The sequence below is a fragment of the Streptomyces rimosus genome (genome assembly GCF_008704655.1).
GTDB lineage: Bacteria > Actinomycetota > Actinomycetes > Streptomycetales > Streptomycetaceae > Streptomyces > Streptomyces rimosus.
On record NZ_CP023688.1, the window covers coordinates 3735051 to 3759549 of the forward strand.

At 71.9% G+C, this 24499-nt stretch carries 23 protein-coding genes; 9 read left to right on the forward strand and 14 right to left on the reverse strand.

Features of this window, described 5'->3' with window-relative positions; all coding sequences use genetic code 11:
* Window positions 1-263: 263 nt before the first annotated feature.
* Window positions 264-1079, reverse strand: coding sequence for a helix-turn-helix domain-containing protein (locus CP984_RS15475; RefSeq protein WP_226048658.1), 816 nt, complete (start codon window positions 1077-1079; stop codon window positions 264-266).
* Between the two features lie 92 nt (window positions 1080-1171).
* Between CP984_RS15475 and CP984_RS15480 the strand changes: the two genes are divergently transcribed.
* From CP984_RS15480 to CP984_RS15490, 3 genes are all read left to right on the forward strand, one after another.
* Window positions 1172-1627 carry an ATP-binding protein gene (locus CP984_RS15480; RefSeq protein ID WP_078575084.1) on the forward strand — a complete coding sequence of 152 codons (456 nt, stop codon included), beginning with the start codon at window positions 1172-1174 and terminating at the stop codon, window positions 1625-1627.
* Between the two features lie 16 nt (window positions 1628-1643).
* Window positions 1644-2222, forward strand: a complete 579-nt coding sequence (locus CP984_RS15485) for a TetR/AcrR family transcriptional regulator (RefSeq protein WP_003983416.1) — start codon at window positions 1644-1646, stop codon at window positions 2220-2222.
* A gap of 85 nt (window positions 2223-2307) precedes the next feature.
* Window positions 2308-3570, forward strand: a complete 1263-nt coding sequence (locus CP984_RS15490) for an MFS transporter (protein ID WP_003983415.1) — start codon at window positions 2308-2310, stop codon at window positions 3568-3570.
* Here CP984_RS15490 and CP984_RS15495 read toward each other — a convergent pair.
* Window positions 3548-4297, reverse strand: a complete 750-nt coding sequence (locus tag CP984_RS15495; RefSeq protein WP_030184834.1) for a LuxR C-terminal-related transcriptional regulator — start codon at window positions 4295-4297, stop codon at window positions 3548-3550. The genes CP984_RS15490 and CP984_RS15495 overlap by 23 nt on opposite strands.
* 55 nt (window positions 4298-4352) lie before the next feature.
* A complete protein-coding gene (locus CP984_RS15500) occupies window positions 4353-5666 on the reverse strand; it encodes an ATP-binding protein (protein ID WP_003983413.1) in 1314 nt (437 codons plus the stop codon).
* A gap of 201 nt (window positions 5667-5867) precedes the next feature.
* On the opposite strand from CP984_RS15500, the gene CP984_RS15505 reads away from it, so the two are divergent.
* The gene (locus CP984_RS15505; RefSeq protein WP_003983412.1) at window positions 5868-6638 is read left to right on the forward strand and encodes a DUF4232 domain-containing protein; all 771 of its coding nucleotides are present in this window, start codon (window positions 5868-5870) and stop codon (window positions 6636-6638) included.
* Between the two features lie 7 nt (window positions 6639-6645).
* Here the strand turns inward: CP984_RS15505 and CP984_RS15510 are convergent, their stop codons facing one another.
* Together CP984_RS15510 and CP984_RS15515 are read right to left on the reverse strand one after the other, a co-directional pair.
* Complete coding sequence (locus CP984_RS15510; RefSeq protein ID WP_231512654.1) at window positions 6646-8424, reverse strand: serine/threonine-protein kinase; 1779 nt, start codon at window positions 8422-8424, stop codon at window positions 6646-6648.
* A gap of 254 nt (window positions 8425-8678) precedes the next feature.
* Entirely contained in the window at window positions 8679-9851 is a 1173-nt protein-coding gene (locus CP984_RS15515; protein WP_003983410.1) for a winged helix DNA-binding domain-containing protein, read from the reverse strand.
* Window positions 9852-9965: 114 nt separating this feature from the next.
* Here CP984_RS15515 and CP984_RS15520 point away from each other — a divergent pair, with 114 nt between their 5' ends.
* From CP984_RS15520 to CP984_RS15530, 3 genes are all read left to right on the forward strand, one after another.
* Window positions 9966-10961 (forward strand): helix-turn-helix transcriptional regulator, encoded by a 996-nt coding sequence (locus CP984_RS15520; RefSeq protein WP_003983409.1) that lies wholly within the window; start codon window positions 9966-9968, stop codon window positions 10959-10961.
* A gap of 104 nt (window positions 10962-11065) precedes the next feature.
* Window positions 11066-12541, forward strand: a complete 1476-nt coding sequence (locus CP984_RS15525; RefSeq protein ID WP_032923111.1) for a PspC domain-containing protein — start codon at window positions 11066-11068, stop codon at window positions 12539-12541.
* A complete protein-coding gene (locus CP984_RS15530; RefSeq protein ID WP_003983408.1) occupies window positions 12538-12756 on the forward strand; it encodes a hypothetical protein in 219 nt (72 codons plus the stop codon). The genes CP984_RS15525 and CP984_RS15530 overlap by 4 nt, the downstream gene beginning before the upstream one ends.
* A gap of 33 nt (window positions 12757-12789) precedes the next feature.
* Here CP984_RS15530 and CP984_RS15535 read toward each other — a convergent pair whose 3' ends face one another.
* From CP984_RS15535 to guaA, 8 genes are all read right to left on the reverse strand, one after another.
* Complete coding sequence (locus tag CP984_RS15535; RefSeq protein WP_030184824.1) at window positions 12790-13332, reverse strand: DoxX family protein; 543 nt, start codon at window positions 13330-13332, stop codon at window positions 12790-12792.
* Between the two features lie 158 nt (window positions 13333-13490).
* A complete protein-coding gene (locus CP984_RS15540; protein ID WP_032921271.1) occupies window positions 13491-14744 on the reverse strand; it encodes a hypothetical protein in 1254 nt (417 codons plus the stop codon).
* Window positions 14745-15029: 285 nt separating this feature from the next.
* Window positions 15030-15824, reverse strand: a complete 795-nt coding sequence (locus CP984_RS15545; protein WP_003983405.1) for a class II aldolase/adducin family protein — start codon at window positions 15822-15824, stop codon at window positions 15030-15032.
* A gap of 145 nt (window positions 15825-15969) precedes the next feature.
* Window positions 15970-16326 (reverse strand): hypothetical protein, encoded by a 357-nt coding sequence (locus tag CP984_RS15550; RefSeq protein ID WP_030184817.1) that lies wholly within the window; start codon window positions 16324-16326, stop codon window positions 15970-15972.
* A 52-nt stretch (window positions 16327-16378) separates the two neighbouring features.
* The gene (locus CP984_RS15555) at window positions 16379-17314 is read right to left on the reverse strand and encodes a 2-hydroxy-3-oxopropionate reductase (RefSeq protein ID WP_255304253.1); all 936 of its coding nucleotides are present in this window, start codon (window positions 17312-17314) and stop codon (window positions 16379-16381) included.
* A 56-nt stretch (window positions 17315-17370) separates the two neighbouring features.
* Window positions 17371-17958, reverse strand: coding sequence for a Uma2 family endonuclease (locus CP984_RS15560; protein ID WP_003983402.1), 588 nt, complete (start codon window positions 17956-17958; stop codon window positions 17371-17373).
* Window positions 17955-18494, reverse strand: coding sequence for a Uma2 family endonuclease (locus CP984_RS15565; protein ID WP_043980164.1), 540 nt, complete (start codon window positions 18492-18494; stop codon window positions 17955-17957). Before CP984_RS15565 ends, CP984_RS15560 begins: the two co-directional genes overlap by 4 nt.
* A 110-nt stretch (window positions 18495-18604) precedes the next feature.
* The gene (gene guaA / locus CP984_RS15570) at window positions 18605-20191 is read right to left on the reverse strand and encodes a glutamine-hydrolyzing GMP synthase (protein WP_030184813.1); all 1587 of its coding nucleotides are present in this window, start codon (window positions 20189-20191) and stop codon (window positions 18605-18607) included.
* Window positions 20192-20467: 276 nt separating this feature from the next.
* Here guaA and CP984_RS15575 point away from each other — a divergent pair, with 276 nt between their 5' ends.
* Together CP984_RS15575 and CP984_RS15585 are read left to right on the forward strand one after the other, a co-directional pair.
* On the forward strand, window positions 20468-20827 hold the full coding sequence (locus tag CP984_RS15575; RefSeq protein ID WP_003983399.1) for a chorismate mutase: 360 nt from the start codon (window positions 20468-20470) through the stop codon (window positions 20825-20827).
* A 764-nt stretch (window positions 20828-21591) separates the two neighbouring features.
* A complete protein-coding gene (locus CP984_RS15585) occupies window positions 21592-22605 on the forward strand; it encodes an LPXTG cell wall anchor domain-containing protein (RefSeq protein ID WP_003983398.1) in 1014 nt (337 codons plus the stop codon).
* A 46-nt stretch (window positions 22606-22651) separates the two neighbouring features.
* Here CP984_RS15585 and CP984_RS15590 read toward each other — a convergent pair whose 3' ends face one another.
* Window positions 22652-24472 (reverse strand): GMC family oxidoreductase, encoded by a 1821-nt coding sequence (locus CP984_RS15590; protein WP_003983397.1) that lies wholly within the window; start codon window positions 24470-24472, stop codon window positions 22652-22654.
* Window positions 24473-24499 lie beyond the last annotated feature (27 nt).

Here is a 24499-nt window from a genome sequence, read left to right on the forward strand (position 1 = left end):
CGTTTGTTGTGCGTGCGCTACTTGCTGCGGCGAACGCTAGGGGTTGGCGACGGGCTGTGGCAAGCCGGTCGCGGAAAGTCATGTGCGCTGGTACGCGCGAGGGTTGGGAGGGCGGGTGGGTTGTGCCAACCCACCCGTTCCTTGGATAAGGGGCTCGGGTCTCGCCACCCGGAGCTTGGGGCTCAAGCCCCGAGGCGGAGGGGGAGTTACGCCGCCCAGCTACGGCCAGGGGTGGTGAACTGGGCCCGAACGCGCCAGAGCGCCTACAGTTCCCCCGCCACCTTGCGGATGTACTCGTCGCTGTCCTCCATCCCGAGCGCCTGCATGCGGATCGTGCCGAAGGCCCGGCTTTGACGGCTCACGTCGCTCGCCTCGGATTGCAATGTGCTGACCCCCTGGCCGGGCAGGTACGCGTACGTCTCGTGTTCTTCGGTTTCGAGGAGGATGATCGGGCCGCCGAATGCGACGTAGGGGGCGCGGCCGGCCGGCAGAACCTGCACGCAGACGTTGCGCATCCGCTGGACTTCCAGGAGACGCTCAAGTTGGCGCCTCATCATTCCGGCCCCGCCCACCATCGTGCGCAACGCGGCCTCGTAGATGACGAAGTTGAACGCCGTGTCGGACTTTCCGTCCAACAACGACTGCCGCCGGAGACGCTTGGTGATGCGCTCTTCCACCGTCTCGTCGTCCAACGGCGGAAGGCCGTGGTTCATCAGCTCGTGCACATACTCCTCGGTTTGCAGCAAGCCCGGCACGAGGAGGGTCTCGTACCAGTACAGCCCGATCGCGGTCTCTTCCAGCTCCATGAACTCGCCGATGGGCCGTACAGACTTCTCGGGCTTCAGGTATTGGTCCGCCGCCTCCAACGTGCCATGCGCCCGGCATACCTGGTCGGCGACCCGGAGCATCCGCAACGTCGGCCTTCGACGCCCCTGTTCCATGGACTTGACGTACTCCGCGTCATAGTCCGCTTCCTTCGCGATTTCCTCGCGCGAGATGCCTGCATACGTGCGCCACAGCTTGAGCTGATCGCCGCAATAGCGCCACGTCATCGGCAGCTGGGTCGGTTCTTTCGGCAACGTGCCCCCTTTTCACCGGCACGACCGGTACACCCTGACGCGTACCCTCGTCGCGGCTGCCGACCGTACGCCCGCGTCGACATGCTCGGATTGTGAACGAAGGAAATTCCCCCCTTACGAACGAATGGTGGCTGCCGCGCCATCCTCGGAGCGCGCGGCGGGCCCGTGCGTACCTGCGCGTCCTGGCGGACGTATGGCGGTTGCAGGATGAGGTGGCCGAGACGGCTGTGCTGATTCTCAGTGAGCTGACGGCCAACGCCTGTGTGCATGCGCGGGTTCCGCGTGGGCGGCATGTGCGGACGCGGTGTCTGCTGTTCGCCGGGCGGTTGCGGATCGAGGTGGCCGATCCGAGTGAGCTGATGCCCGAGCCCCGGGCGGCGGGGCCGGAGGACGAGAACGGGCGGGGGCTGGCGCTGGTCGCGGCGCTGGCGGACGACTGGGGTACGTACCCGCGTCCGTACGGGATCGGGAAGGTGGTGTGGTTCGAGTTGAAGCTGGCGTCGGCTCACAGCGCCGGGGCGCGTTTTCTTGAACGAGCGGTCATGTAAGCCGTAGGGTGCTCGCATGGGCAGAACCAAGGAGTTCGACCCGGGCGCGACACTTCAGGCTGCTCTGGAGCTGTTCTGGCGCAAGGGGTACGAAGCCACGTCGATGCAGGATCTCGTGGATCACCTCGGTATCAACCGGGGCAGCATCTACGCGACGTACGGCAGCAAGCACGAGTTGTACCTGCGTGCGCTCGACCGCTACTGCGAGAACGAAGGGGTGGCGGCGCTGGAGCGGCTGAACCAGCCGGGGCCGGCGCTGCCCGCCGTACGGGAGTTCCTGCGCGCGTTCGCCACCGAGGCGCTGGCGGACACCGACCGCAAGGGCTGCCTGGTCACGAACACCGCGATAGAGCTGCTGCCGGAGGACGACAAGGCACAGCGGCGGGTCGAGACGGCCTTCCATGAGGTGGAGTCGGCGATCACGGGTGCCCTGATAAGGGCCAAGGCTCAAGGCGAGCTGGAAGAAGAGGTCGATGTGCGGGCGCAGGCCCGGTTTCTGGTGACCTTCATCCAGGGACTGCGCGTCATGGGCAAGACCGGAGACGAGCGGCGGATCAACGATGCCGTGGAGCAGGCGATGACGGTTCTGCGCTGACACACCCATCACGCATCATCCCCGCTCCGGCGGGGGTTTCTTTCGGGCAATTACTGGAACGATCGGTTAGGAAAAGAGGGGGACCATGCGCGTACCACGCGCCGTGTACGTCCTGGCCCTGGGCATCTTCGCCATGGTGACCAGCGAGTTCGCCGTCGCCGGGCTGATGCCGCAGATGGCGGCAGGGCTGGGGGCCACCGTGCCGCAGATCGGCTACCTGATCACGGCCTTCGCGGTGGCCATGGCCGTCGGCGGACCGTTCCTGACGGTGGGGGTGATGCGGCTGCAGCAGAAGCGGGCGCTGGGGGTGTTGTTCGGGGTCTTCCTGGTGGGGAATGTGGTGGCGGCCGGCGCGCCGGACTACGGAACGATGATGGTCGCGCGGGTCGTCACCGGGGTCGCCTCACAGGCGTTCTTCGGCGTGGCGCTCTCCGTATGCGCCCAGCTGACGCGGCCGGAAGCGCGCGGCCGGGCGATCGCGGTGGCCATGAACGGGCTGATGCTCGGCACGCTCCTCGGCCTTCCGCTGTCCACGCTGATCGGTGAACATCTGGGCTGGCGGGCCGCGTTCTGGGCGGTGGCCGTCCTCACGGTGGGGGCGGCGGTGTGCACGGCCGTCGGCGTACCGCGGCTGGAGCGGGCGGACGCGGGCGGCGGCGTACGGGAGGAGCTGGGCGTATTCCGCAAGCCGCGGCTGTGGCTGGCGCTGTCCACCAGCACGCTGATCATCGGCGCGACCTTCGCCGTGTTCAGCTACCTCAACCCGATCCTGACCGAGGTCACCGGCTTCGGTACCGGGACCGTACCCCTGCTGCTCGTGGCGTACGGGGCCGCGACCGTCGTCGGGAACACCGTGGTCGGGCGCCTCGCCGACCGGCACACGATCGCCGTGCTGTTCGGCGGGCTGGTGCTGAACCTGGGGTTCCTCGTCGGGTTCGCGCTGACCGCGCAACTGCCCGTACCCGCTGTGGTGTTCATGATGGGGATCGGGCTGGTCGGGGTGACGATGAACCCGGCGATGGTCACCCGCGTCCAGCGGGCCGGGAACGCGCGGGCGCTGGTCAACACCGTGCACTCGTCGTTCATCACGCTCGGCGTGATCGTGGGGTCGCTGGTGGGCGGCATGGCCATCGGCGCGTACGGGCTGCGGGCGACGATCTGGCTGGGGGCCGGGCTGGCGGCGCTGGGGATCGTGTCGCTGGTGCCGGAGCTCGGGGGGCGGGCGGGGCGCCGCCGTACGGACGGTAAGAGCCGTACAACCCGCGTCGTCGCCTCCGGGGCCGGTACGTCCACGAACGCACCGGCCCCGGACGCCACCCCCTGCGTCACACCAACCGCCGGGCCGTAGCCCACCTCGTCAGCTCGTGGCGGTTGGAGAGCTGGAGCTTGCGCAGCACCGCGGAGACGTGCGACTCGACCGTCTTGACCGAGATGAAGAGCTGCTTGGCGATCTCCTTGTAGGCGTAGCCGCGGGCGATCAGGCGCAGCACCTCGCGCTCGCGCTGGGTCAGGCGGTCCAGGTCCTCGTCGACCGGCGGGGCGTCGGTGGAGGCGAAGGCGTCCAGGACGAAGCCGGCCAGGCGCGGGGAGAAGACCGCGTCGCCCTCGGAGACGCGGAAGATCGCGTCGACCAGGTCGGTACCGGTGATCGTCTTGGTGACGTAGCCACGGGCGCCGCCGCGGATGACACCGATGACGTCCTCGGCGGCGTCCGAGACGGACAGCGCGAGGAAGCGGACCGGGCGTTCGGGGTCGGCCATCAGCGAGGCGGAGCGGCGCAGCACCTCGACACCGCCGCCGCCCGGCAGGTGCACGTCCAGCAGGACGACCTCGGGGCGGGTGGCGGTGATGACCGTGACGGCCTGGTCCACGTCGGCGGCCTCGCCGACGACCTCGACGCCCGTCTCGTCGGTGCGGCCGATCTCGGCCTGGACGCCCGTACGGAACATCCGGTGATCGTCGACGAGGACGACCCGTACCGTGCGGGCCGGGCCGTCGCCCGCCTGCCCGCCACCGGCCCGTCCCCCGCCGGCCGTGCCGCCGGTCCGGCCATCCTGTGCGGCGTCGCTGCTCATCTCGTCCGTCCGTCCCTCGTCGACGTTGCCTCCGGCGTACTGCCGTGGTTTCTCATCATCCGTCATCCGGCAGGCGCTCCGCCTCCAGCTCGACCACGGTGCCGCCGTCCGGCGCGGAGCGCAGCCGGGCCGTGCCGCCGTTGCGCTGCATGCGGCCGATGATGGACTCGCGTACGCCCATCCGGTCGCCGGGGACCGCGTCCAGGTCGAAGCCGGGGCCCCGGTCGCGTACGGAGACGAAGACCGTACGGCCCTCGACCTCGGCGTACACCTGCACGGCGCCGCCCTCGCCACCGTACTTGGCGGCGTTGACCATCGCCTCGCGCGCGGCCTGCATCTGTGCGCCGAGCCGTTCGTCCAGCGGGCAGTCGCCGACGACCACGACCTCGATCGGTACGCCGTGGTGGTCCTCGACCTCGGCGGCGGCCTTGCGTACCGCCTCGGCGAGGGTGTCCGGCTCCTGCTCCTCGTCCTTGCCCCGGCCCTCCGGCTTGTACAGCCAGGCCCGCAGCTCGCGCTCCTGGGCGCGCGCGAGGCGGGCCACCTCGCGCGGGTCCTCGGCGTTGCGCTGGATCAGGGTGAGGGTGTGCAGGACGGAGTCGTGGACATGCGCGGCGACTTCGGCGCGTTCCTGCGCGCGGATGCGCATCAGGCGCTCCTCGGACAGGTCCTGTGTCAGACGGACCAGATACGGGCCCGCGAGCAGCGCGATGCCGACCAGCACGGCGAGGGCGGCCTGAAGCGCCATACCGAGGTGGCGGACCGAACTCTGCAGGACGACGATGCCGGTGACGCCGACGCCGACCAGCACCACGCCGGCCGCGCCGCGCACGAACGGGAGCAGGCCCTTGCGGCGGCCCATCTCCCGCCACTGCGCACGGCGCGCGTTGTCCGCCTGGCGCCAGACCAGCGCGACGCCCGCGCCGATCAGCAGGATCGGCCATACATACGCGTTGGCGCGGCCCAGCTGGAACTTCGAGGCGACGACGGCCGCGCCGGCGAGCAGCGTGAGCAGGGCGAGGATCTGGCCCCTGTCGGCCTTGCGGCCCGTACGGCCGCGGGCCTTGCCGAGGAGGCCGGGGGCGGCGGCGGAGGCGTTCGCGCGCGTCGCGTCCACGCCGCCGACGCCCAGCGGGACGATGAACCAGAACGCCGCGTACAGCAGCGCGCCCATGCCCTCCGCCATGAACAGCGCGATGAACACCACCCGCACCCAGGAGACCGGCAGCCCGAGATGCCCGGCCAGCCCGCGTGCGACACCCCCGAGCATCCGGCCGTCGGCACTGCGGTAAAGCTTGCGCAGGGGCGGATCGTCGGGGTCGGGCGCCGGGGCGTAACTCGCCTCGGGCCGGGGTGGCGCGCTGGTCATGGCACCGATCGTCACATGGGAGGCGGGGTCGGGGCATCAGGGTGGACCCTTAGGGCGCCCCTGGGATACGGCCGCGCGCCCGTGTTAGCCGGGCGTTAGTGGCGCGGCAGCCGCGCGGTAGGGCTCACGGACAGAGTGGATGACGTACCGAGGAAACGACGTACGAAACAGCGACCGCCAACCGTCCCGGGGGGACCCGAAATGAGCTCCAGCACCGTGCGCACCGCCCGCCGCCGTACGCTCCGCATCGCCGCCGCGGCCCTGACCGCGGCCGCCGGACTGACCCTGACCGCCTGCTCCGGCTCGGACACCGGCGGCAGCAAGGCCGCGGCCCACCTGGACACGGAGGCGGCCGCAGCGGACACGTCCAGCGGTGCGGGGGCCTCCGCGGACGGGCAGGAGTCCGGTGGTCAGGCCGGTACGGGGGCCAAGGCCGAGTCCGGCGCCAAGGCCAAGGCCGAGGGCAAGACGGGAGCCCCGGGCGCCGCGGGCGAGAAGTCGGCCCGCTCGGGCGCCGGGGGCGGCAGCAAGGCCGGTGGCTCCGGCGGTCAGCGCTGCCACACCTCGGACCTCAAGGCGGCCTTCGCCACCGGCGAGGACGCGGTCCCCGACCCGAACGCGAGCGGCGGGACGACCACCAGCATCGTGCTGACCAACAAGAGCAGCCGCACCTGCACAATCGGCGGCTTCGCCGGTGTGGACCTCCGGCCGGACGCCGGCGGCCCCAGCTGGTCGCTCGCCCGCTCCTCCGCCAAGCACGGCTCGATCACCCTGGGTCCCGGCGACAGCACCGACTTCACCCTCAACCTCGGCATGGCCAAGGAGAACGACGAAGGCTCCTGGAAGCCCGCAACCGTCGCCGTCACCCCGCCCAACGAGACCACCGCGCTGACGCTGAAGTGGCCCTGGGGTCCGCTCGTCCACCAGGACGGCGCCACCCACCCCGCCACCTTTGTGAACCCGATCGGCTGACGGGCCGCTACTGATCGTCCCGCTTGGCCTGATCGTCCTGCCCGGCCTGCTCACGGTCCTCGGGCAGGCGGAGGCCGGCCAGGACATCGTCGAAGACCTTCTTGTACCGGTCCCACTCGGTGGCCGGCGCGGAGAGGTAGATGGCGTACTCCTTCTCGCCGGGACGGCCGAAGCCCAGGTCTATGGCGCGGAACTCGCGTCTGCTGCCCGACCACTTCCACTCCCACAGGGCGGCGGGCCGGTCGCGGAAGCGCGTCTCCTGCATGCGCAGCTGCTGGTAGCCGGGGAACTTGCCCTCGTTGAGAGCGGCGCGCTCGTTGTCCTTCCAGCGCTGAAGCGGATTCGCGCCCGCGAAATCGAGCGACTCGATGCGCAGGCCGACCAGCTGGTTCGGGTTGAGGTAGACGGAGCCGTTCGCCTGCTTCTGACGGGTCCAGCCGTTCGGCAGCGGGAAATCGACACCGGCCGCCGGGTCCGTCACCCGGTGGTAGCCCGCGGGAACCGGCCGCGGGGTGGGCTTGGCGCGGGGCTTCGACGGGGTGGGCGACGGGTTCTCGGGCTGCGGTGTACGGCTGTCGGACGCCTGCGCGTCTCCGTCCGGCCAGTAGCCGAGGGCGTACAGGGTGCTGCCCGCGAGAGCCAGTGCGGCAACCAGGGAGACGGCGGTGAGCAGGATCGTGCGGCCGCGTTTGCCGGGCTGCTTTTCGGAGGGGGGCGGGGTGGTGGCCGGGGCCGTGGCCGGGTGGTTGACCGGGGCGGTGGGGCCGGTGGCGGGGGTGAATGCGCCGGTGGGGGCCGTGTTGCCGGCCGTGTTGCCGGCCGTGGACGTGTCGCTCGTACCGTTCGTAGCCGGGGGTGCCAAGTGGTACGAACCGGTTGCCGACGGCGGAGTTGGGGCCGGGGTCGGGGCCGGAGTGTTCGTGTGGTCGCCGTGGGCCGGTGGTGTCGTACCGGCCGTGGTGGCGGTGGAGTCCCCCGCCGCTCCGTGTGCGCTTGCACCGCTTAGCCATGCGGTGGTGTTCGTGTGCGCTGCGGGTGCGCGCAGGGCCTGTTCCACGGCCTGGGCCGAGGGGCGGTCCGCGGGATCCTTGGCCAGGAGGGCTTCGATCAGACCGGTCAGCGCACCGGCATTGCGCGGCGGGTCCAGCGGATCGACAGCAATGGAGTACGCCGTCTCGACCGCCGTGAGCTTACGGAACGGGGGCCGCCCCTCCAGCGCTTGGTAGAGCGTGGCGCCCAGCGCCCACAGGTCGGAGGCCGGGCCGGGGGTGCCGCCCCGGACCCGTTCGGGGGCGAGATAGTCGATGGAGCCGATCAGCTCGCCGGTCTTGGTGAGGGTGGAGGTGCCGGTGGCGACCGCGATGCCGAAGTCCGTGAGGACGACCCGGCCGTCCTCGCCGAGCAGCACGTTGCCGGGCTTGACGTCGCGGTGCAGGACCCCGGCGGAGTGCGCCGCCCGCAGCGCGGCGACCATGCCGCGGCCGATCCGGGCCACCTCGCCCAGGGGCACCGCGCCGTCCGAGAGCGTGGCCTCCTTGATCAGGTCGCCGAGCGTCACCGACGGGACGTACTCCATGACGATGCACGGCAGACCGGCGTCGTCCACGACGTCGTGGACGCTGACCACGTTGGGGTGGTTGATACGGGCGGCGGACTGGGCCTCGCGGCGGGTGCGCTCGTTGCGGCGGGCCAGCTCGTCGGGCTCCAGTTGCGGGGAGACGTGCAGCCGCTTGACCGCGACCTGGCGGCCGAGCAGCTCGTCGTAGGACCGCCAGACGGTCCCCATGCCGCCCCGGCCTATCTCCTCGACCAGGCGGTACCGCCCGGCGACCAGCCGCCCGTCGTCCACCGCCGCCTCCGTCACCGCGCCGCGCCCCTTGCCCCTTCGGTTCCCCCATACAGGTGTCCGGCGCAACGATAGTCGTCCGACGGGCGCTGCCGGAGGACCGGGGCGCGGTGTCCAGGCGTGTACCGGGGGCGTGCCGGGGGTTTTCCACGATGCGGAGGGGCCGGTTGTGGTGGTTGGTGCGGGCCCATGGATCAGACGGAAAACGCGGTGACCTGCGCTCGGTCGCTCTCGCCGTCCGAGAGGAACGCCGCCAGCGTCTGGCCCTCCTCGGTCACGGCGGTGCGCTCGGCCCGGGAGAAGCGGCGCAGCGGGGTGGCCGTCACGGTGCCGTCCTCGACGGTCCAGGTCGCGGCGACCCGGCCGTCCACCAGGACGACGCGGGCCCCGGCGACCGAGAGGCCGCGGTGGGCGTCGTCGATGATCCGGCCGCGGTCCTGGTAGCCGAGGACCGCGTTGTCGAAGGCGGGCAGGAACCGGACCGGCGCGGGCGTATCGGGGTCGGGGCGCGGGGCGTCAGGAAGGTCGAGCAGTTCCCGGCCGCGCTCGTCGCGGAAGGTCACCAGCTCCTCGCGTACGGCGGCGATCGCGGCCGGGAGCCCGGCGAGGCCGCACCAGGCGCGCAGGTCGGCGGAGGCGGCGGGGCCGTAGGCGGCGAGGTAGCGGCGCACCAGGGCTGCGCCTACGGGGTCGGGGGCGGCTGGGGTGGTGCCGTTCGGGGGCGTGCCTTCAGGGGCGGCTTGGGTGGTGCCGTTCGGGGCCGCGCCGTTCGGGGCGATCGGTGGGTCGATGTCGCGGCCGAGCCAGGTGGCGAGCGGTACGTACCGGGCGCCCGCCCTCGTACGCCACAGGCCGCGCGGCGGCAGCTGCACCATCGGGACCAGGGCGGCGACCAGCATCTCCCCCAGCGCCCGCAGCCCCGGCTCGGGCCAGCGCCCGGCGACCGCCCGTGCCAGCTCGGGCATCGAGCGGGGCTCCCCGTCGGCCATGACCGCGCGGCCCGCGGCGGCGAGTTCGTCGAGGTCCACCCCGGCGAGTTCGCGGCGGTAGGCGCCCTGCGCACGCCGGCGCAGCATGGCGTCGTGGCGGGCGCGCCAGGCCAGTACGTCGTCGGCGGTGACGAGGTGGACGGTGCGGCGCATGAGGTGCGTACGGACGACATGCCGTCCGGTCAGCAGGTCCGAGAGCGACGACGGGTCGAACGCGCGCAGCCGCGACCAGAGGCCGATGAACGGTTCCTGCGGCTCCTGCGCCTGGAGGCCGCACAGATGCCCCACGGCGTCGAGGACCGGCAGGCCGGCGCGTTCGAGGAGCAACTGGCGGGCGAGGGTGGCACGGTTGAGGGCCCGGGTGTCGAGAACGGTCATGTGCGTCCTTGCCTGGTGGCCGGTGTTTTGGTCGTCGGCTGGTTCTGCGGCCTGGTGGCATCTTGGCGGAGGTAGCGGACAGGTTGTGTCCTCAATGGGGGCCAGCATGGGGTCATGCAGAAGACTTCAGCGCGGCTGCTGGCCCTGCCTTCCCTGCTCCAGACGCGCCGGGACTGGCCGGGGGCGCTGCTGGCCGAGCGGCTGGACATCAGCGCGCGCACCGTACGCCGTGATGTCGACCGCTTGCGGGAACTCGGCTACCCCATTGCCTCGACCAAGGGACCCGACGGCGGTTACCGGCTCGGGCCCGGGTCGGAGCTGCCCCCGCTGCTGTTCGACGACGAGCAGGCCGTCGCGCTCGCCGTAGCGCTCCGGAACGCCACCACCACAGGGGTCGGGGTCGAGGAGGCCGCAGCGCGCGCTCTGCACACCGTCCGGCAGGTCATGCCCGCGCGCTTGCGCCACCGGATCGACACCCTTCAGGTCACCCCTGTCGAGCGGCCGACGGCGCGGCCGAACCCTCAGGTGGACAGTGGTGTGCTGATGGCGCTCAGCGCTGCGGTGCATGCACGGGAGGAGCTGCGGTTCGAGTACGCGCCGGTGTCGGTACCGGACGCGTCCGCGCCCCACCACCCCGTACGCCGCGTGCAGCCCCATCACCTCGTCACGTGGGGAGGCCGCTGGTACCTCGTCGCCTGGGATCTCGACCGGGCGGACTGGCGTACGTTCCGGGCGGACCGGATCGCGCCGCGTACTCCTACGGGGCCTCGCTTCACCCCGCGTGAACTGCCGGGAGGCGATGTCGCCGCCTTCGTCACCGGGCGTTTCCAGGGCTCGGACGGGCCAGGTGGCCGGCCCTGCCGGGGCGAGGTGGTCCTGAAGCTGCCCGCCGGTGACGTATCCCCGTACATCCGTGACGGTGTCGTGGAGGAACTGGGCCCGGACCGGTGCCGGCTGGTGTCGGAAGCCTGGTCGTGGGCCGCGCTGGCCGCCGACATCGGCAGGTTCGACGCGGATATCGAGGTGGTGGGGCCGGGTGAGCTGAGGGAGGCGTTCGGGCGGTTGGCCCGGCGGTACGCCGATGCCGCGGGCGACACGTCGGGAGGCTGAGCCGAGCGGAGGCCCCTGCCCTTGCCCCCGCCCCGGATGATCTCAGGGGCCAACCAGGGTTCCCACGGATGCCGCCGGTCCGCGCGGCTTGCCACCATGGGCGCATGAACGATGCCGCCCCCGCCGACAACACGACGGGCCCCGCCGGGGACGCGTCCGGCCCCGCGGGCACCCCGCCGGCCCCCGACGCCTCCCGCCCGGCGCCGCGGACGCACCCGCGCCGCAGCCGTCGGCACAAGGTGATCGCCGGCGTGTGCGGGGGCCTGGGCCGGCACTGGGACCTGGACCCGGTGATCTTCCGGATCGTGCTGGCCGTACTGGCGGCCTCCGGCGGCATCGGCCTGATCGTGTACGGCTTCGCCTGGCTGCTGATCCCGCAGGAGGGCGAGGACGAGAACGAGGGGCGCCGGCTGCTGTCCGGCCGGGTCGAGGGCACCGCGCTGACCGCCCTGCTGTTCGCGCTGGTCGGCTGCGGCTTCTTCCTGACCTCCCTCGCCAACCGCGGCGTGCTGGCCTTCACCGTCATGCTCGCGCTGGCGGTGGGCGGTTCGGCGTACTGGTCGCGGCAGCGCCGTACGGCCGGGACGGACGGGCCCGGGGCGGCGGACCCGGCGTCCGCCCAGGCCGTCGCGGACGCGCCGCCCGAGACGATGGCGCCGCCCACCCGTAACGGCCCGTCCTGGTGGCGGGACCCGCTCTCCAAGGAAGGGACGGCCGGCGTGGGCTATCTGTGGGGGCCGGACGACGCCCCGTACACCCGCGAGCAGGCGTACGGCGCGGGCGGCAGGGCTTCGGGGGCGACGGCGTGGGGCGGTCCTGGGGGGCCGCGCGGCGCCGCCCCTGCCAAGCGGCGGCGGGCGGGACGGCCGATCGGCGGCTGGACGTTTCTGCTGGCAGTGATCGCGGCCATGGCTGCGGGGGGCGCGGCGGCCGAGCACCACAAGGCGTCCACCGTTCTCATCGCCGGCCTCTCCGCCGCGCTCGTGGTCTTCGGTCTCGGACTGGTGATCAGCGCCTGGTGGGGGCGGACCGGCGGCGGCACGGTCTTCATGGTGATCCTGACGTCCCTGCTGCTGGCGGGCGCCGCGGTGCTGCCGCCGAACGTCACCACCGACTGGCACAACCGCGTGTGGGTGCCGATGGACGCCGCTTCCGTACGCCCGAGCTACGACGTCGGTGCCGGGCGCGGGGAACTGGACCTGACCCACATCCCCTTCAAGAACGGGCAGACGGTACGGACGCAGGCCTCGGTCGGCGCCGGGCAGCTCCAGGTGACCGTGCCCGACGGCGTCACGGCGCGGCTGCACATCGACGTGAAGCTGGGCGACGTACGGCTGCCGGGTGAGTCGTCGAAGGACTTCCACTTCGGGACCGACCAGGAACAGACCGTCACCCTGCCGGCCACGGGGCTGAAGAAGGGCGAGAAGCCGCACGGCACCCTGGATCTCGACCTGAAGGTGGGGGCGGGCCAGGTGGCGGTGGAACGGGGGACTCCTGCGGAGGCTTCGCCTTCGCCGTCGTCGCCCCCGCCCCCGTCAACGCCGTCGCCGTCATCGCAGGACAAGGGAGAGCACCAGTGAAGCGCCACGCTTTCGAGCCCGCCCGGCTCATCACCGGCCTGACCGCGCTCGGCGTGGGAGGTGCCTACGCGTGCGAAGCGGCCGGGGTGGTGGACCTGCCGGGCGCGCTGCCCGTACTGGCCGTACCGGCGGGTCTGTGCCTGGCGGGTGTGACGGCGGCCGTCTGGAGCGTGGTCCGGCGGCAGTGCTCGAAGTCGTCCGCGCCACGGGGCTGAGAATCGGGACCGGCGTGCCCTGGACCAGCGCCCCTATCCGAACAACTGCCGCCCCTGCCTACTGCGCCGTGCCTCCAGCGCCGCGTCCACGGACAGCATCGGTGCCCCGGCGAGCACCAGCGGCAGCCATGCCATCAGGTAGGCCAGGTCGTTGCCGTAGTAGTACGGCTCGGTCGACCAGCTCACGGTGAGCCACAGGCTCAGCGAGATCAGCGCGCCGCCAAGCGCGGCGACGCGCGCGAACAGCCCGGCCAGTGTGCCGATGCCGACCGCCAACTCCCCCGCCGCGATGGCGTACCCGAAACCCGCCGGATTCTTGAGCGCCAGGTCCACCAGCTGGGGCACGGCCGAGGTGTCCCGTACCTGCCGCATCAGCTCGCCGATCGAACCGGTGCCGCTCGCCGCGAAGAACGCCGGGTCGGTCAGCTTGTCCAGGCCCGCGTAGACGAAGGTGACGCCGAGGAAGATCCGCAGCGGCAGCAGCGCGTTGCGCGCCATCGCGCCGCGCGGCCCGCCGCCCCTGCCCGCTCCGGGCCCGACCGTCCCGGCACCGACCGCACGATCCGCGTGAGCCATGGCATCCGCCTCTCCGTCGCCGCCGGACGCGGACGATTGTGCCCGCGCCGATGCGTTACGCAAGGGATACGGATGTCCTCGGGCGGGGCGTTCAGTACGGCCGCCCCGACGTGCCCCCCTCGGTCATTCCCGCGGCCCCCCGGTGGTCCGAGGGGTGATCATTCCTGTACGTCGATCGTGTAGCTGTTCGTCTCCACGCCCGCCGCCGTGACGACCCGGACCTCCACCCGGCCCGGCTCCACGTCCGCCGGTACGGGCACGGTGAGCAGGCCGTCCGTCGGGTTCGCGAAGCCGCCGGCGACCGGCACGAGCGGCACGTGGACGTGCACCGGGCCGATCCGCACGACGGTGCGCGCCAGCAGGTCCGGGCCCTGCGCGCCCGCCGGTACGAAGCCGGTGCCGCGGATCTCGATGTCGTCGCCGGTACGGATCGGCGCGGCCAGGTCGCCCGGCTCCCGGGCCCGTACGACGGACAGGACCACCGGACGGCCGCCCTCCGCGTACTTGCCCGCCACGTACATGAGCGCCCCGATGACCACGATCACGCCGAACGTCCACGGCAGGTCCGGCAGCCGGGACGGGTCGCGGGAAAGGCGCACCAGGGCGAAGGAGACGGCCGCGACGTTCAGCAGCAGGTACTGCGTGTCGGTGAGGCTCGCGCGCCCCGCGTCGTCCGTGAGCAGGTCGCCCGCGCGCGGCCGTTCCGCGCGCACCTTCTGGAGGCGGCGCCCCTGGACGCGTACGACGACCACCCGGCGGACGAGCACCGCCACCGCGCAGGTGATCGCCAGTACGGCGAGAAGCCCGGCGCCGTACGGAAGTTGGAGCCCGTCGATGTGTGCGGCGCGGGCGTCCGCGTCCGTCACCACGGCCAGCTGGACGGCCTGTACGAGGACGGCGTACGCGACGAGCAGCAGCCAGCCCGCGGCCACCGTGCGCGAGGTCGAGAGCCGGTTGTCCTCGCCGACCAGCGGTGCGAGCAGGCCGCCGCGACCGCGGTGGCGCCACGCCGCGCCGGTCAGGGCGAGCGTGAGGACCACCGCGGCGACCAGGCCCGCCGTACGCTGCACCGTCCAGCCGGTGCCGATCGCGGTCAGGGCCTGGACGAGCAGGAGTACGCCCAGGCCGCACCACATCACCAGCAGCGAGCGCCGCCACACGGCGTCCAGCCAGGCCGCGCCCTCGGCGGCGGCGCGCTCGGCGACCGTACGGGCCGAGAGGGCCAGTTCGTCCGAGACCCACTGCCGCGCGGCGCCCGCCGAGTGCGCGAGCGCGGCCGGTACGCCGCGGCCTGCGGCGTACTCCTCGCGCAGCGCCACGAACGCGGCAACCGCCCGGCGATGCCCCTCGCGCGCGCCGCGCGGGCACTTCCCGCACGTGCAGTCGCCGCCCCCACCGGGCTCCCCGGGCACCGGCCCTCCGGCCGCCCGGAACCCTTCGGTCCCTCCCGCCCCCGAGCTCCCTCCGGGCGTTCCGGACGCTCCCGCCGCCCCGCCCGCTGTCTCCACCGACACGTCCGCTCCGCCCCGACCACCAGTCGTCGTCAACTTCACCTTACTGAGCAGGAATTGTGCCGTACGGGGAGCGAGCGGGAAGCCGTGCGCCAGGGTTTACGGGCGGTGACGAGGGGGCGCTGTGTTGACGTCGGGGTGCGGGTGGGGTCGATATCCGAGGGGGCGGGGCAGGGGGTCGGGGCCTCAGTCGAACAGGTCCGGTTCGCTGCGGGTGATCTGCTGGTACAGGGGCTGGTAGTTGATCCACGCGACCAGGTCGTTGCCCAGCTGATCCCGGGTGTGCACGGCGTTCTCGTGGTCGATCAGTACGGGCTTGCCGGCGGCGCGCGCGGTCAGCTGCACCTGGCAGGAACGTTCCATCGTGATGAACCACCAGGCCGCCGCGTCCACCGAGTCGCCGACCGTCAACAGGCCGTGGTTGCGCAGGATCACGGCCTTGTGCGGCCCGAGCGCGGCCGCGATGCGCCGCCCCTCCTCCTCGTCCACGACGACCCCGGTGTATGCGTCGTAGAGGGCATGATCTTCGTAGAAGGCGCAGACGTCCTGGGTGATCGGGTCCAGCAACTCGCCGAGGGTGGAGAGGGCGCGGCCGTACACGGAGTGGCTGTGCGCGGCGGCGATCACGTCCGGGCGGGCCTGGTGGACCTGCGAATGGATCGCGAACGCCGCCTGGTTGACGTGGAAGCGGCCCTCGACGACCTTGCCCTCGTGGTTGACGAGGATCAGGTCACCGACCGTGATGTGCTTGAACGACATCCCGAAAGGATTCACCCAGAAGCAGTCGGTGAACTCCGGATCTCGCGCGGTGATGTGCCCCGCCACCCCCTCCTCGAACCCGAACCGCCCGAAGAGACGCAGCGCCACCGCGAGACGCTCCTTACGGTGGCGCCGCTCCTCCTCGACGGTGGCGTGCTGCGGCGGCATGGCGAAACGGAGCTGGTCGGTGGGTATGGGGGTGGGCGGGGTGGGGTGGGGCATGGGCTTCCTCCTCGCGCTTGGGGCTTTGCTTCGCTCGGCTCGGCTTGGCTTGGCTTGGCTTGAAGCGGAAGCTACCTGTGGGTAGTTGCAGTGACCAGGGGTATGGCAGCAGTTCCGGGTCACCGGTCCGGGGCGCCGATCCGAGTCACCGATCGCGATATGTGATCATCCGGTGCGGATCGATCCGGGCCCAGGAGTGGGCGCTCCTGCGGCTCTCCCACGCCTCGCGCCCGTACGCGCCGATCAGGAAGGACTCCAGCCCGCGGTCCTCCGCAGGAAAGACCTCCGCCGCCCGGCCGTGCACCGTGATCTGCAACCGCTCGCCGTCGGATGTCGTCGTGGCCAGGGCCATGACGCGCAGGGTCCCCATCTCGGCTACGACACCCTCGGCGTCCAGACGGCGCTCGGCCGCGATGACGGAACGGAGGTACGGGCCCGCCGCGGCGTACGAGTCGTCGAGCAGGCGTTGCAGTCGCTTCATGTCTTCGGGCGTCTCATGCATGGCAACACCCTGCCAGGCGCCGATCAACACCTCTGGGCCAACACCTGTGCCGCTACGCGGACTTGTCCTCCCCCACCGCAACCCCACTCAGCCGCTGTACGCCGCGCAGCAGTGCCGAGTGGTCCAGGGCGCCGTCGCCGCAGGCCACGGCCGAGGCGACGAGCTCGGCCGCGGCGGCGCCCACGGGGATCGTGGCGCCGACGGTGCGGGCCGCTTCGGTGACGATGCCCATGTCCTTGTGGTGCAGCTCCAGCTTGAAGCCCGGCTCGAATTCCCGGTCGAGGAAGTTGGCCTTCTTACGGGTGAGCACGGCCGAACCCGCCAGGCCGCCGTTGAGGACATCGAGGGCGGCGGCGAGATCGACGCCCGACTTCTCCAGGAAAACGACGGCCTCGGCGCACGCTTGGAGGTTCACGGCGACGATGAGCTGGTTGGCGGCCTTGACGGTCTGTCCGGCGCCGTGCGGACCGCACCGCACGATGGTGGTGCCCAGGGCTTCCAGGACCGGCCGGGCGGCGTCGAAGTCCTCCTGCTCCCCGCCCACCATGATCGAGAGCACGCCCTCGACGGCCCCCGCCTCACCGCCGGAGACCGGCGCGTCCAGCACGCGGACGCCCTTCTCGGCCGCGGCGGCGGCCAGCTCGACGGAGGTCCGCGGGGTGATCGAGGACATGTCGATCAGCAGGGTGCCGGGGCGGGCGTTCTCCAGGATGCCGTCGGGCCCGTACGCGACCGCCTCGACCTGCGGGGACGCGGGCACCATGGTGATGACCACCTCGGCGTCCCGCACCGCCTCGGCGATCGTCGCCGCTTCCGCCCCACCGGCCGCCACCAGCGCTTCCGCCCGCCCGGGGCTGCGGTTCCAGCCGGTCACCGTGTGACCGGCCTGGGCGAGGTTGACGGCCATCGGGCTGCCCATGATGCCGAGGCCGATGAAGGCGATGGTGCTCATTGCGCAACGCTCCTCGTTCGTTTCCGTATGGCGGATTCTTTACACCGCTATACGGAACTCATCATGGGAGGGTTGTCAGCGCGCGTCAACGTTCACAGGCGGTCGATCTCGGTGAGGTCGATGGAGATGCCGAAGGGGACGTCGAGCTCCAGCTGCTCGCGGAAGGTGCCGACGGGGTGGTAGGTGCGCGTCGCCGGGTCGAGCCCGAACGCGTGCACCACCGGGTACATGCCCGGCCCGTCGTTCTCCACGCGCCAGAAGTGCGGGATGCCCGCGTCGGCGTACTTACGGGGCTTGGTGTCACGGTCCAGCGCCTGGGACTGCGGAAGGACGACCTCCACGGCGAGCAGCACATCACGTGCGTGAAAACTCAGCTGGTCCCGGCTGCGTGCGGCCGCCGCCTGGACGATCACGAGGTCCGGCTCGGGGGCGTTCCGCTTGTCGATCACCACCGTCATCCGGCACCGCGCCGTCAGCCCGGGCGGGGCGGTGCGGCACAGCCCCGCCCGCAGCAGATCGATCACAAGGCTGTGGAAGGCGGTCTGCCGCCCCTGGGACAGCAGGCACCCGTCGATCAGCTCCACGTGCGCGGGGATGTCGGGCGGCGCCAGCAGGTCGTGGGTGGTGTAGCTGTCCGGGGCCCGCCGGGCTGGTGAGTGCCGTGGGGTGCTGGTGGTCATCGGCGGTGGCCGATCGCCGTGAGGTCGATATCGATGGCGAAGGGCTCCGCGAGCTTGAGTCGGTTGCGGTGGATTCCCGTGCGGACGTAGGTCCTGGTCGCGGGGTCGAGTTCGTGGACGTACACCACCGGCAAGCCCTCGCTGCCCTCCTCGACCCGCCAGAAGTGCCGGATGCCGTGGGCGGCGTACATGCGAGTCGCCTCGCGGTCGCGGTCGGCGGTGTCCTCCGAGACGATCTCGATCACCAGCGTGACGTCCTGTGGGTCGAGGTGGGTCTGCTGCGCAGACATGTCCACCCCGGGCCGGGTCACCAGGACGTCGGGCTCCGGGTGGTTGCGCTTGTCCAGGGCTATGGCGAACTGGCGGAGGACGTCGGAGGCGGCGGGCGCCTGGGCCAGCAGGCACCACTCCAGGAGCCGTATGGCGCGCATGCGGAAGAGGGTCTGCGGGGGCCTCGGGACGCGGGTGCCGTCGAGGAGTTCGTGGCGGGTGGGTGGGTCGGGGTGGGGCTCGGCGAGTGGCACGGGTGTTCGCATGCCTCAGTGTTGCCCGTGCGGCCGGGGCGCCTACCCCGAACGCCACAGCCGCCGCTCAAACTGATGAGCGACGGCTGTGGCGTTGACCTGGGGTGGGCCCTACGGAGGGGTTACTCCCACTCGATGGTGCCCGGGGGCTTGCTGGTGACGTCGAGGACGACGCGGTTCACCTCGGCGACCTCGTTGGTGATGCGGGTGGAGATGCGGGCCAGCACGTCGTACGGCATGCGGGTCCAGTCGGCGGTCATCGCGTCCTCGGAGGAGACCGGGCGCAGCACGACCGGGTGGCCGTAGGAGCGGCCGTCGCCCTGGACGCCGACGCTGCGGACGTCCGCGAGCAGGACCACCGGGCACTGCCAGATCTCGCGGTCCAGGCCGGCCGCGGTCAGCTCCTCGCGGGCGATGGCGTCGGCCTCGCGCAGGAGGTCGAGGCGCTCCTTGGTGACCTCGCCGACGATGCGGATGCCCAGGCCGGGGCCGGGGAACGGCTGGCGCTGGACGATCTCGTCCGGCAGGCCCAGCTCGGCGCCGACCGCGCGGACCTCGTCCTTGAAGAGCTGGCGCAGCGGCTCGATGAGCTCGAACTCCAGGTCCTCGGGGAGGCCGCCGACGTTGTGGTGGGACTTGATGTTCGCGGTGCCGGTGCCGCCGCCGGACTCCACGATGTCGGGGTAGAGCGTGCCCTGGACCAGGAACTTCACGGGCTCGCCGGCCGCGCCGGACTCGGCGACGATCTCCGCCTGGGCCTGCTCGAAGACCCGGATGAACTCGCGGCCGATGATCTTCCGCTTCTGCTCCGGGTCGGAGACGCCGGCCAGCGCCTTCAGGAAGCGCTCGGAGGCGTCGACAACCTTCAGCTGGACGCCGGTGGCGGCCACGAAGTCCTTCTCGACCTGCTCGGTCTCACCCTTGCGCATCAGGCCGTGGTCGACGTAGACGCAGGTCAGCTGGTCGCCGATGGCCTTCTGGACGAGGGCGGCGGCCACCGCGGAGTCCACGCCGCCGGACAGGCCGCAGATCGCCCGCGCGCTGCCGACCTGCTCACGGATGGCCGCGACCTGTTCGTCGACGACGTTGGTGGTGGTCCACACCGGCTCGATGCCCGCTCCCCGGTAGAGGAAGTGCTCCAGGACCTGCTGGCCGTGCGTGGAGTGCATCACCTCGGGGTGGTACTGCACGCCGTACAGCTTCTTCTCGTCGTTCTCGAAGGCGGCGACCGGGACCATGTCCGTGGAGGCCGTGACGGTGAAGCCCTCGGGCGCGGCGGAGCAGGCGTCGCCGTGCGACATCCACACCGGCTGCTCGGCCGGGGTGCCCTCGAAGAGGGTCGAGGCGCTCTTGGAGACGTGCAGGTCGGTACGGCCGTACTCGCGGGCGCCGGTGTTGTCGACGGTGCCGCCGAGGGTGGTGGCCATGAGCTGGAAGCCGTAGCACATGCCGAAGACCGGGACACCGGCCTCGAACAGGGAGCGGTCCAGGCTGGGGGCGTCCTCGGCGTAGACCGACGACGGGCCGCCGGAGAGGATGATCGCCTTGGGGTTCTTGGCGAGCATCTCGGCCACCGGCATGGTGGACGGGACGATCTCGCTGTAGACCCGGGCTTCGCGTACGCGGCGGGCGATGAGCTGGGCGTACTGCGCGCCGAAGTCGACTACCAGGACGACGTCGGGGGCGGCAGCAGGTGACGCTGATGGCACTTCGGCGGCCTTCCGGCGGTGGTGGTGCAAGGGGTTGGACTTTCGATTCTAACGGGCTCATACTGAGCGCCATGTACAAGCAGCTGACCTTCGTCTTTACCTATGGCACCGGCCCGTCCGGCTGCCATGGTCGTGCTGCTTGATCAACTGACGAGCGACTTCCCAGGCGCCCCGGGCCGACAAGGCCCGGGGCGCTCTGTGTTTCACCGGAGCGGGCGGGGCCGCAGACGGTACGGACGGTGGCTGCGGGGGTCCGGAACCCCAGGAGTGACGGACATGAGCGGTATGAGCGGCGTCCAGGCTGTGACGGATCTGACGAGCACCCCGGCGGCGGCCCCGGCGGCCCCCGTGAAGGCCCCGGCGACCACCGACACCGGTGCCCGCACCGAAGCCGCGGCCGGTGTGATCACCGATGCCCGGGCGCGGATCGACGATCTCGACGGGCGGATCATCGGCCTCGTACAGGAACGGATGGCGGTCTCGGCCGTCATCCAGCGTGAGCGCATCGGCTCCGGCGGGCGCCGGGTGAACCTGTCGCGCGAGATGGAGATCCTGGAGCACTACAGGGGCCAGCTCGGCCGGCCCGGCACCGCGCTGGCCATGACGCTGCTGGAGCTGTGCCGCGGCCGCGTCTGAGGGGCTTACGGGCCGGGCGCGCGGACCGGCGTACGAGGCGCACGTCAACGGCGTACGGGCGCGCCCGGCGGACCGGCGACTCACCCGTACGGCGCCGTGACCGGCCCCCGCCGGGCTTCGTTGTTCCGGGTGCCACGCCAGCCAGGTGCGGTCTGCAGGACTACGCGTAGACGCCGCCCGTGGGCGGATCCGCCGGAGCGATGAGACGTCGGCCGACTTGGAGCGGCCCGCGTCGTGGGACCTCGCTGCGGTGTTGTGGCCGGTCAGCAGGGGACAGCAGCCCGGCCACATCCGATGGGGCGGCCGGTTCCGGGGACGCTTGGAGCCGGCCGCATCCGGTCGGAACGGTTGCGACGCGGGCCGTCGGCGCGAAGGCGACGGGCGCCGCGACCGTGCAGGGCGCCCGCCCCCGGACACACGGGGCACCCTCCCCGGACAACTTGAAAGCCTGCGGCGGCGCTTTCCCCGGCGCCGCCCCATCGGCGCCGACGCCGCCCTGACGCCGGCGCCGCAAGCCAAGGGCCCCGCGGCCGTCCGCCCCCCTCGCGGACGGCGCCCCGGGGCCCTTCGCCGCGTCTCGCGCCCTGGTGGCGAGCGGCACTTCCGTGGTCAGTGGTGAATCCTCCGCGGTGAATTGTGCAACCTTTTCCGGTCATGGCCGGTCAGTATCTGCAATCGCCCGGCCATCCCGCGCCCCACCGCGACGGCCTGTCTCACGAACTCGTGCCGTGCTCATGGCACTTCGGTCCCGAGAGGTCTTCACGATGAAGCTCCGCCGCGCCCTGGCCGCCGTCTCCGCGACGGCCGCCATGGCCCCCGCCGCCCTGCTGGCGGCGCCCGCCGCGTACGCCACCGAAACGCCGGGCCAGAGCCCGACGGCCACCGCGACCGGCACACCCACGGCCACGCCGACGCCGGTCACGACCCCGTCCTCGAACTCCCCGGCGCCCGGCCCGGCCGACGAGAAGACACCGCCGGCCAAGAAGACGCCGACTGCCGAGAAGACCCCTCCCGTCAAGAAGCACCGGGCCGCCACCCCCACGACCACCCCGTCCGACGAGATCGAGTGCTCCGACTACTCCAGCGAGCGGGCGGTCCGTACCGAACTCCGCGGCCTGCCCAGCAAGATCGTCGCCGGTTCCGGATGGGTGGACTTCACCTTCCGCGCCACCAACATCTCCGGTGAGCACATCACGTCAGTGAGCGCCTTCGCGCTGGTCTACGCCCTGAAGGACCCGACCACCGATGACGTCTCGGACCACCTGACCTTCCAGTGGCTCGACGCCAGAACGGGGACTTGGAAGCGGGTACCCGCCGCGGAGGAGAACGACGGGTTCTTCGCTTCCCTCGGTGGCCGCGACGGGCTGCGCCCCGGTGAGTACGCGGAGGCCAAGCTGCGCCTGAAGGCGGACGCGAAAACGCCCGCCAGTTACGGCGGCGCGGTCAGCGTGGGCTGGTACGCGAACGCGGACCACGAGTGCGGCTTCTCGGAGGCCATGGACTACGACTTCACCATCCTGCCCGCGGGCAGCGGCAAGCCGGGCACCCACGTACCGGACGCGCAGGGCAAGCCCGGCAAGCCCGGCCACCGCCCCAACCGGCCGGCGCCGCAGGGCGGTACGAAGCAGCAGGTCCAGCTGCCGGTCACCGGAAAGCTGGCCGACACCGGCGCGTCCTCCGGCCTGCCGACCCTGGCGCTGGCGGGCGGCGCGGCGGTCGCGCTCGGTGCGGGCGCGGTGTTCGCCGTACGCCGCAGGAAGGGTGCCGACGCGGCCTGAGGCGGGCGGGACGGGACAGGGCCGGGCGGGACAGGGCCGGGCGGGGCTACTGGGACCGCGGCGGTACGGCCGGTACCGGAAGCAGCGGCAGCCGCAGGGCCGCGAACGCTTTCTCCGGGACGGCCGGGTGGCTCGGTGCCACCGGGGCCAGCCGCCGGTACGGGCGGCCCGGCGCGGGGCGGGTGTCCTCCTCGCCCTTGTTCGGCCAGAAGGACATGGCGCGTTCGGCCTGTGCGGTGATGGTCAGAGACGGGTTGACGCCGAGGTTCGCGGAGACCGCCGAGCCGTCCACCACCGAGATGCCGGGGTGCCCGTACAGGCGGTGGTACGGGTCGATCACGCCGTGGTCCGCGTCCTCACCGATCGGGCAGCCGCCCAGGAAGTGCGCGGTCAGCGGGGTGCCCATCAGCTCGCCGACATTGCTGCCCGCGAAACCGTTGATCTCCTGGGCGAGCAGGGTGGCGGCCTCGGTGGCCTCCGGAATCTGCTGCGGGTTGGGCGCGCCGTGGCCCTGGCGCGCGGTGAGCAGGCCCTTTCCGAGGCCGCCCGGTTTGCGGTACGTGGTCAGCGAGTTGTCCAGGGACTGCATGACCAGGCCGATGATGGTCCGCTCCGACCAGCGGCGGTTGGACAGTGAACGCAGCAGCAGGAGCGGGTGGCGGGCGCAGTTGGCCGCCCAGGCGAGGGCGCGGGGCGCGCGCTTGGGGATCGGGACCTGGAGGACGGACAGGCTGCCCATCGCGTTGGAGCCCTTGCCGTAACGCACCGGCTCGATATGGGTGACGGCGTTGGGGTGGACGGACGAGGTGATGGCGACGCCGCGGGTGAAGTCGGCCTTGGGCGCGCCGTGCGCCTTGCGGTAGCGGCGGTCGTCGGTCTGCGCGCCCACCAGGGCCTCGGAGTTGGTGCGGGTCAGTTCGCCGAGGCGAGGGGAAATGAGCGGCAGCAGGCCGCTGTCCCTCATCTTGTGCAGGAGGGTCTGGGTGCCGTACGTGCCCGCGGCGACGATCACCCGGCGGGCCGTGAACGTACGGCCGCGGCCCTTGCGCTTGTCGTCGGTGGGCAGCGTACCGACGGCGAAGCCGCCGCGGGAGTCCTCCGTGACGGTGACGACCGAGGTCATCGGGTGGATGACGGCGCCCGCCCGCTCGGCGAGATGGAGGTAGTTCTCGGTGAGGGTGTTCTTGGCGCCGTGCCGGCAGCCGGTCATGCACTCGCCGCATTCGGTGCAGGCCCGGCGGGCGGGCCCGGCGCCGCCGAAGTACGGGTCGGACACCTCGGCACCGGGCGCGGCCTTCGCCGTACCGTCGCTGTCCTCGCCGTCCCCGAAGAACACGCCGACCGGGGCCAGGTGGAACGTGTCGCCGACGCCCATCTTCTCGGCGGCGGCCTTCAGGTGGACGTCCGAGGGGGTCATGGTCGGATTCAGGCGGACGCCGAGCATGCGCCGCGCCTGGTCGTAGTACGGCTTGAGCTCGTCCTGCCAGTCGGTGATGTGCCCCCACTGCCGGTCCTCGAAGAACTGCTTCGGCGGTACGTAGAGGGTGTTGGCGTAGTTGAGCGAGCCGCCGCCGACCCCGGCGCCGGCCAGCACCATGACGTTGCCGAGCAGGTGGACGCGCTGGATGCCGTAGCAGCCGAGGGCCGGGGCCCACAGGTAGTTCTTCAGGTCCCAGGAGTTCTTCGGCAGGGTGGCGCGGGTGAAGCGGCGCCCGGCCTCCAGGACGCCGACGCGGTAGCCCTTCTCGGTCAGGCGGAGCGCGGAGACGGAGCCGCCGAAGCCGGAGCCGATGACGAGGACGTCGTAGTCGTAGCCGTCCGCCTCGGACGGGTCGTGCTGGTTTTGGGCAGGGTTGTCCTGGGGCACTGGCGCTCCCTCGGTCTCGGCGGGCTC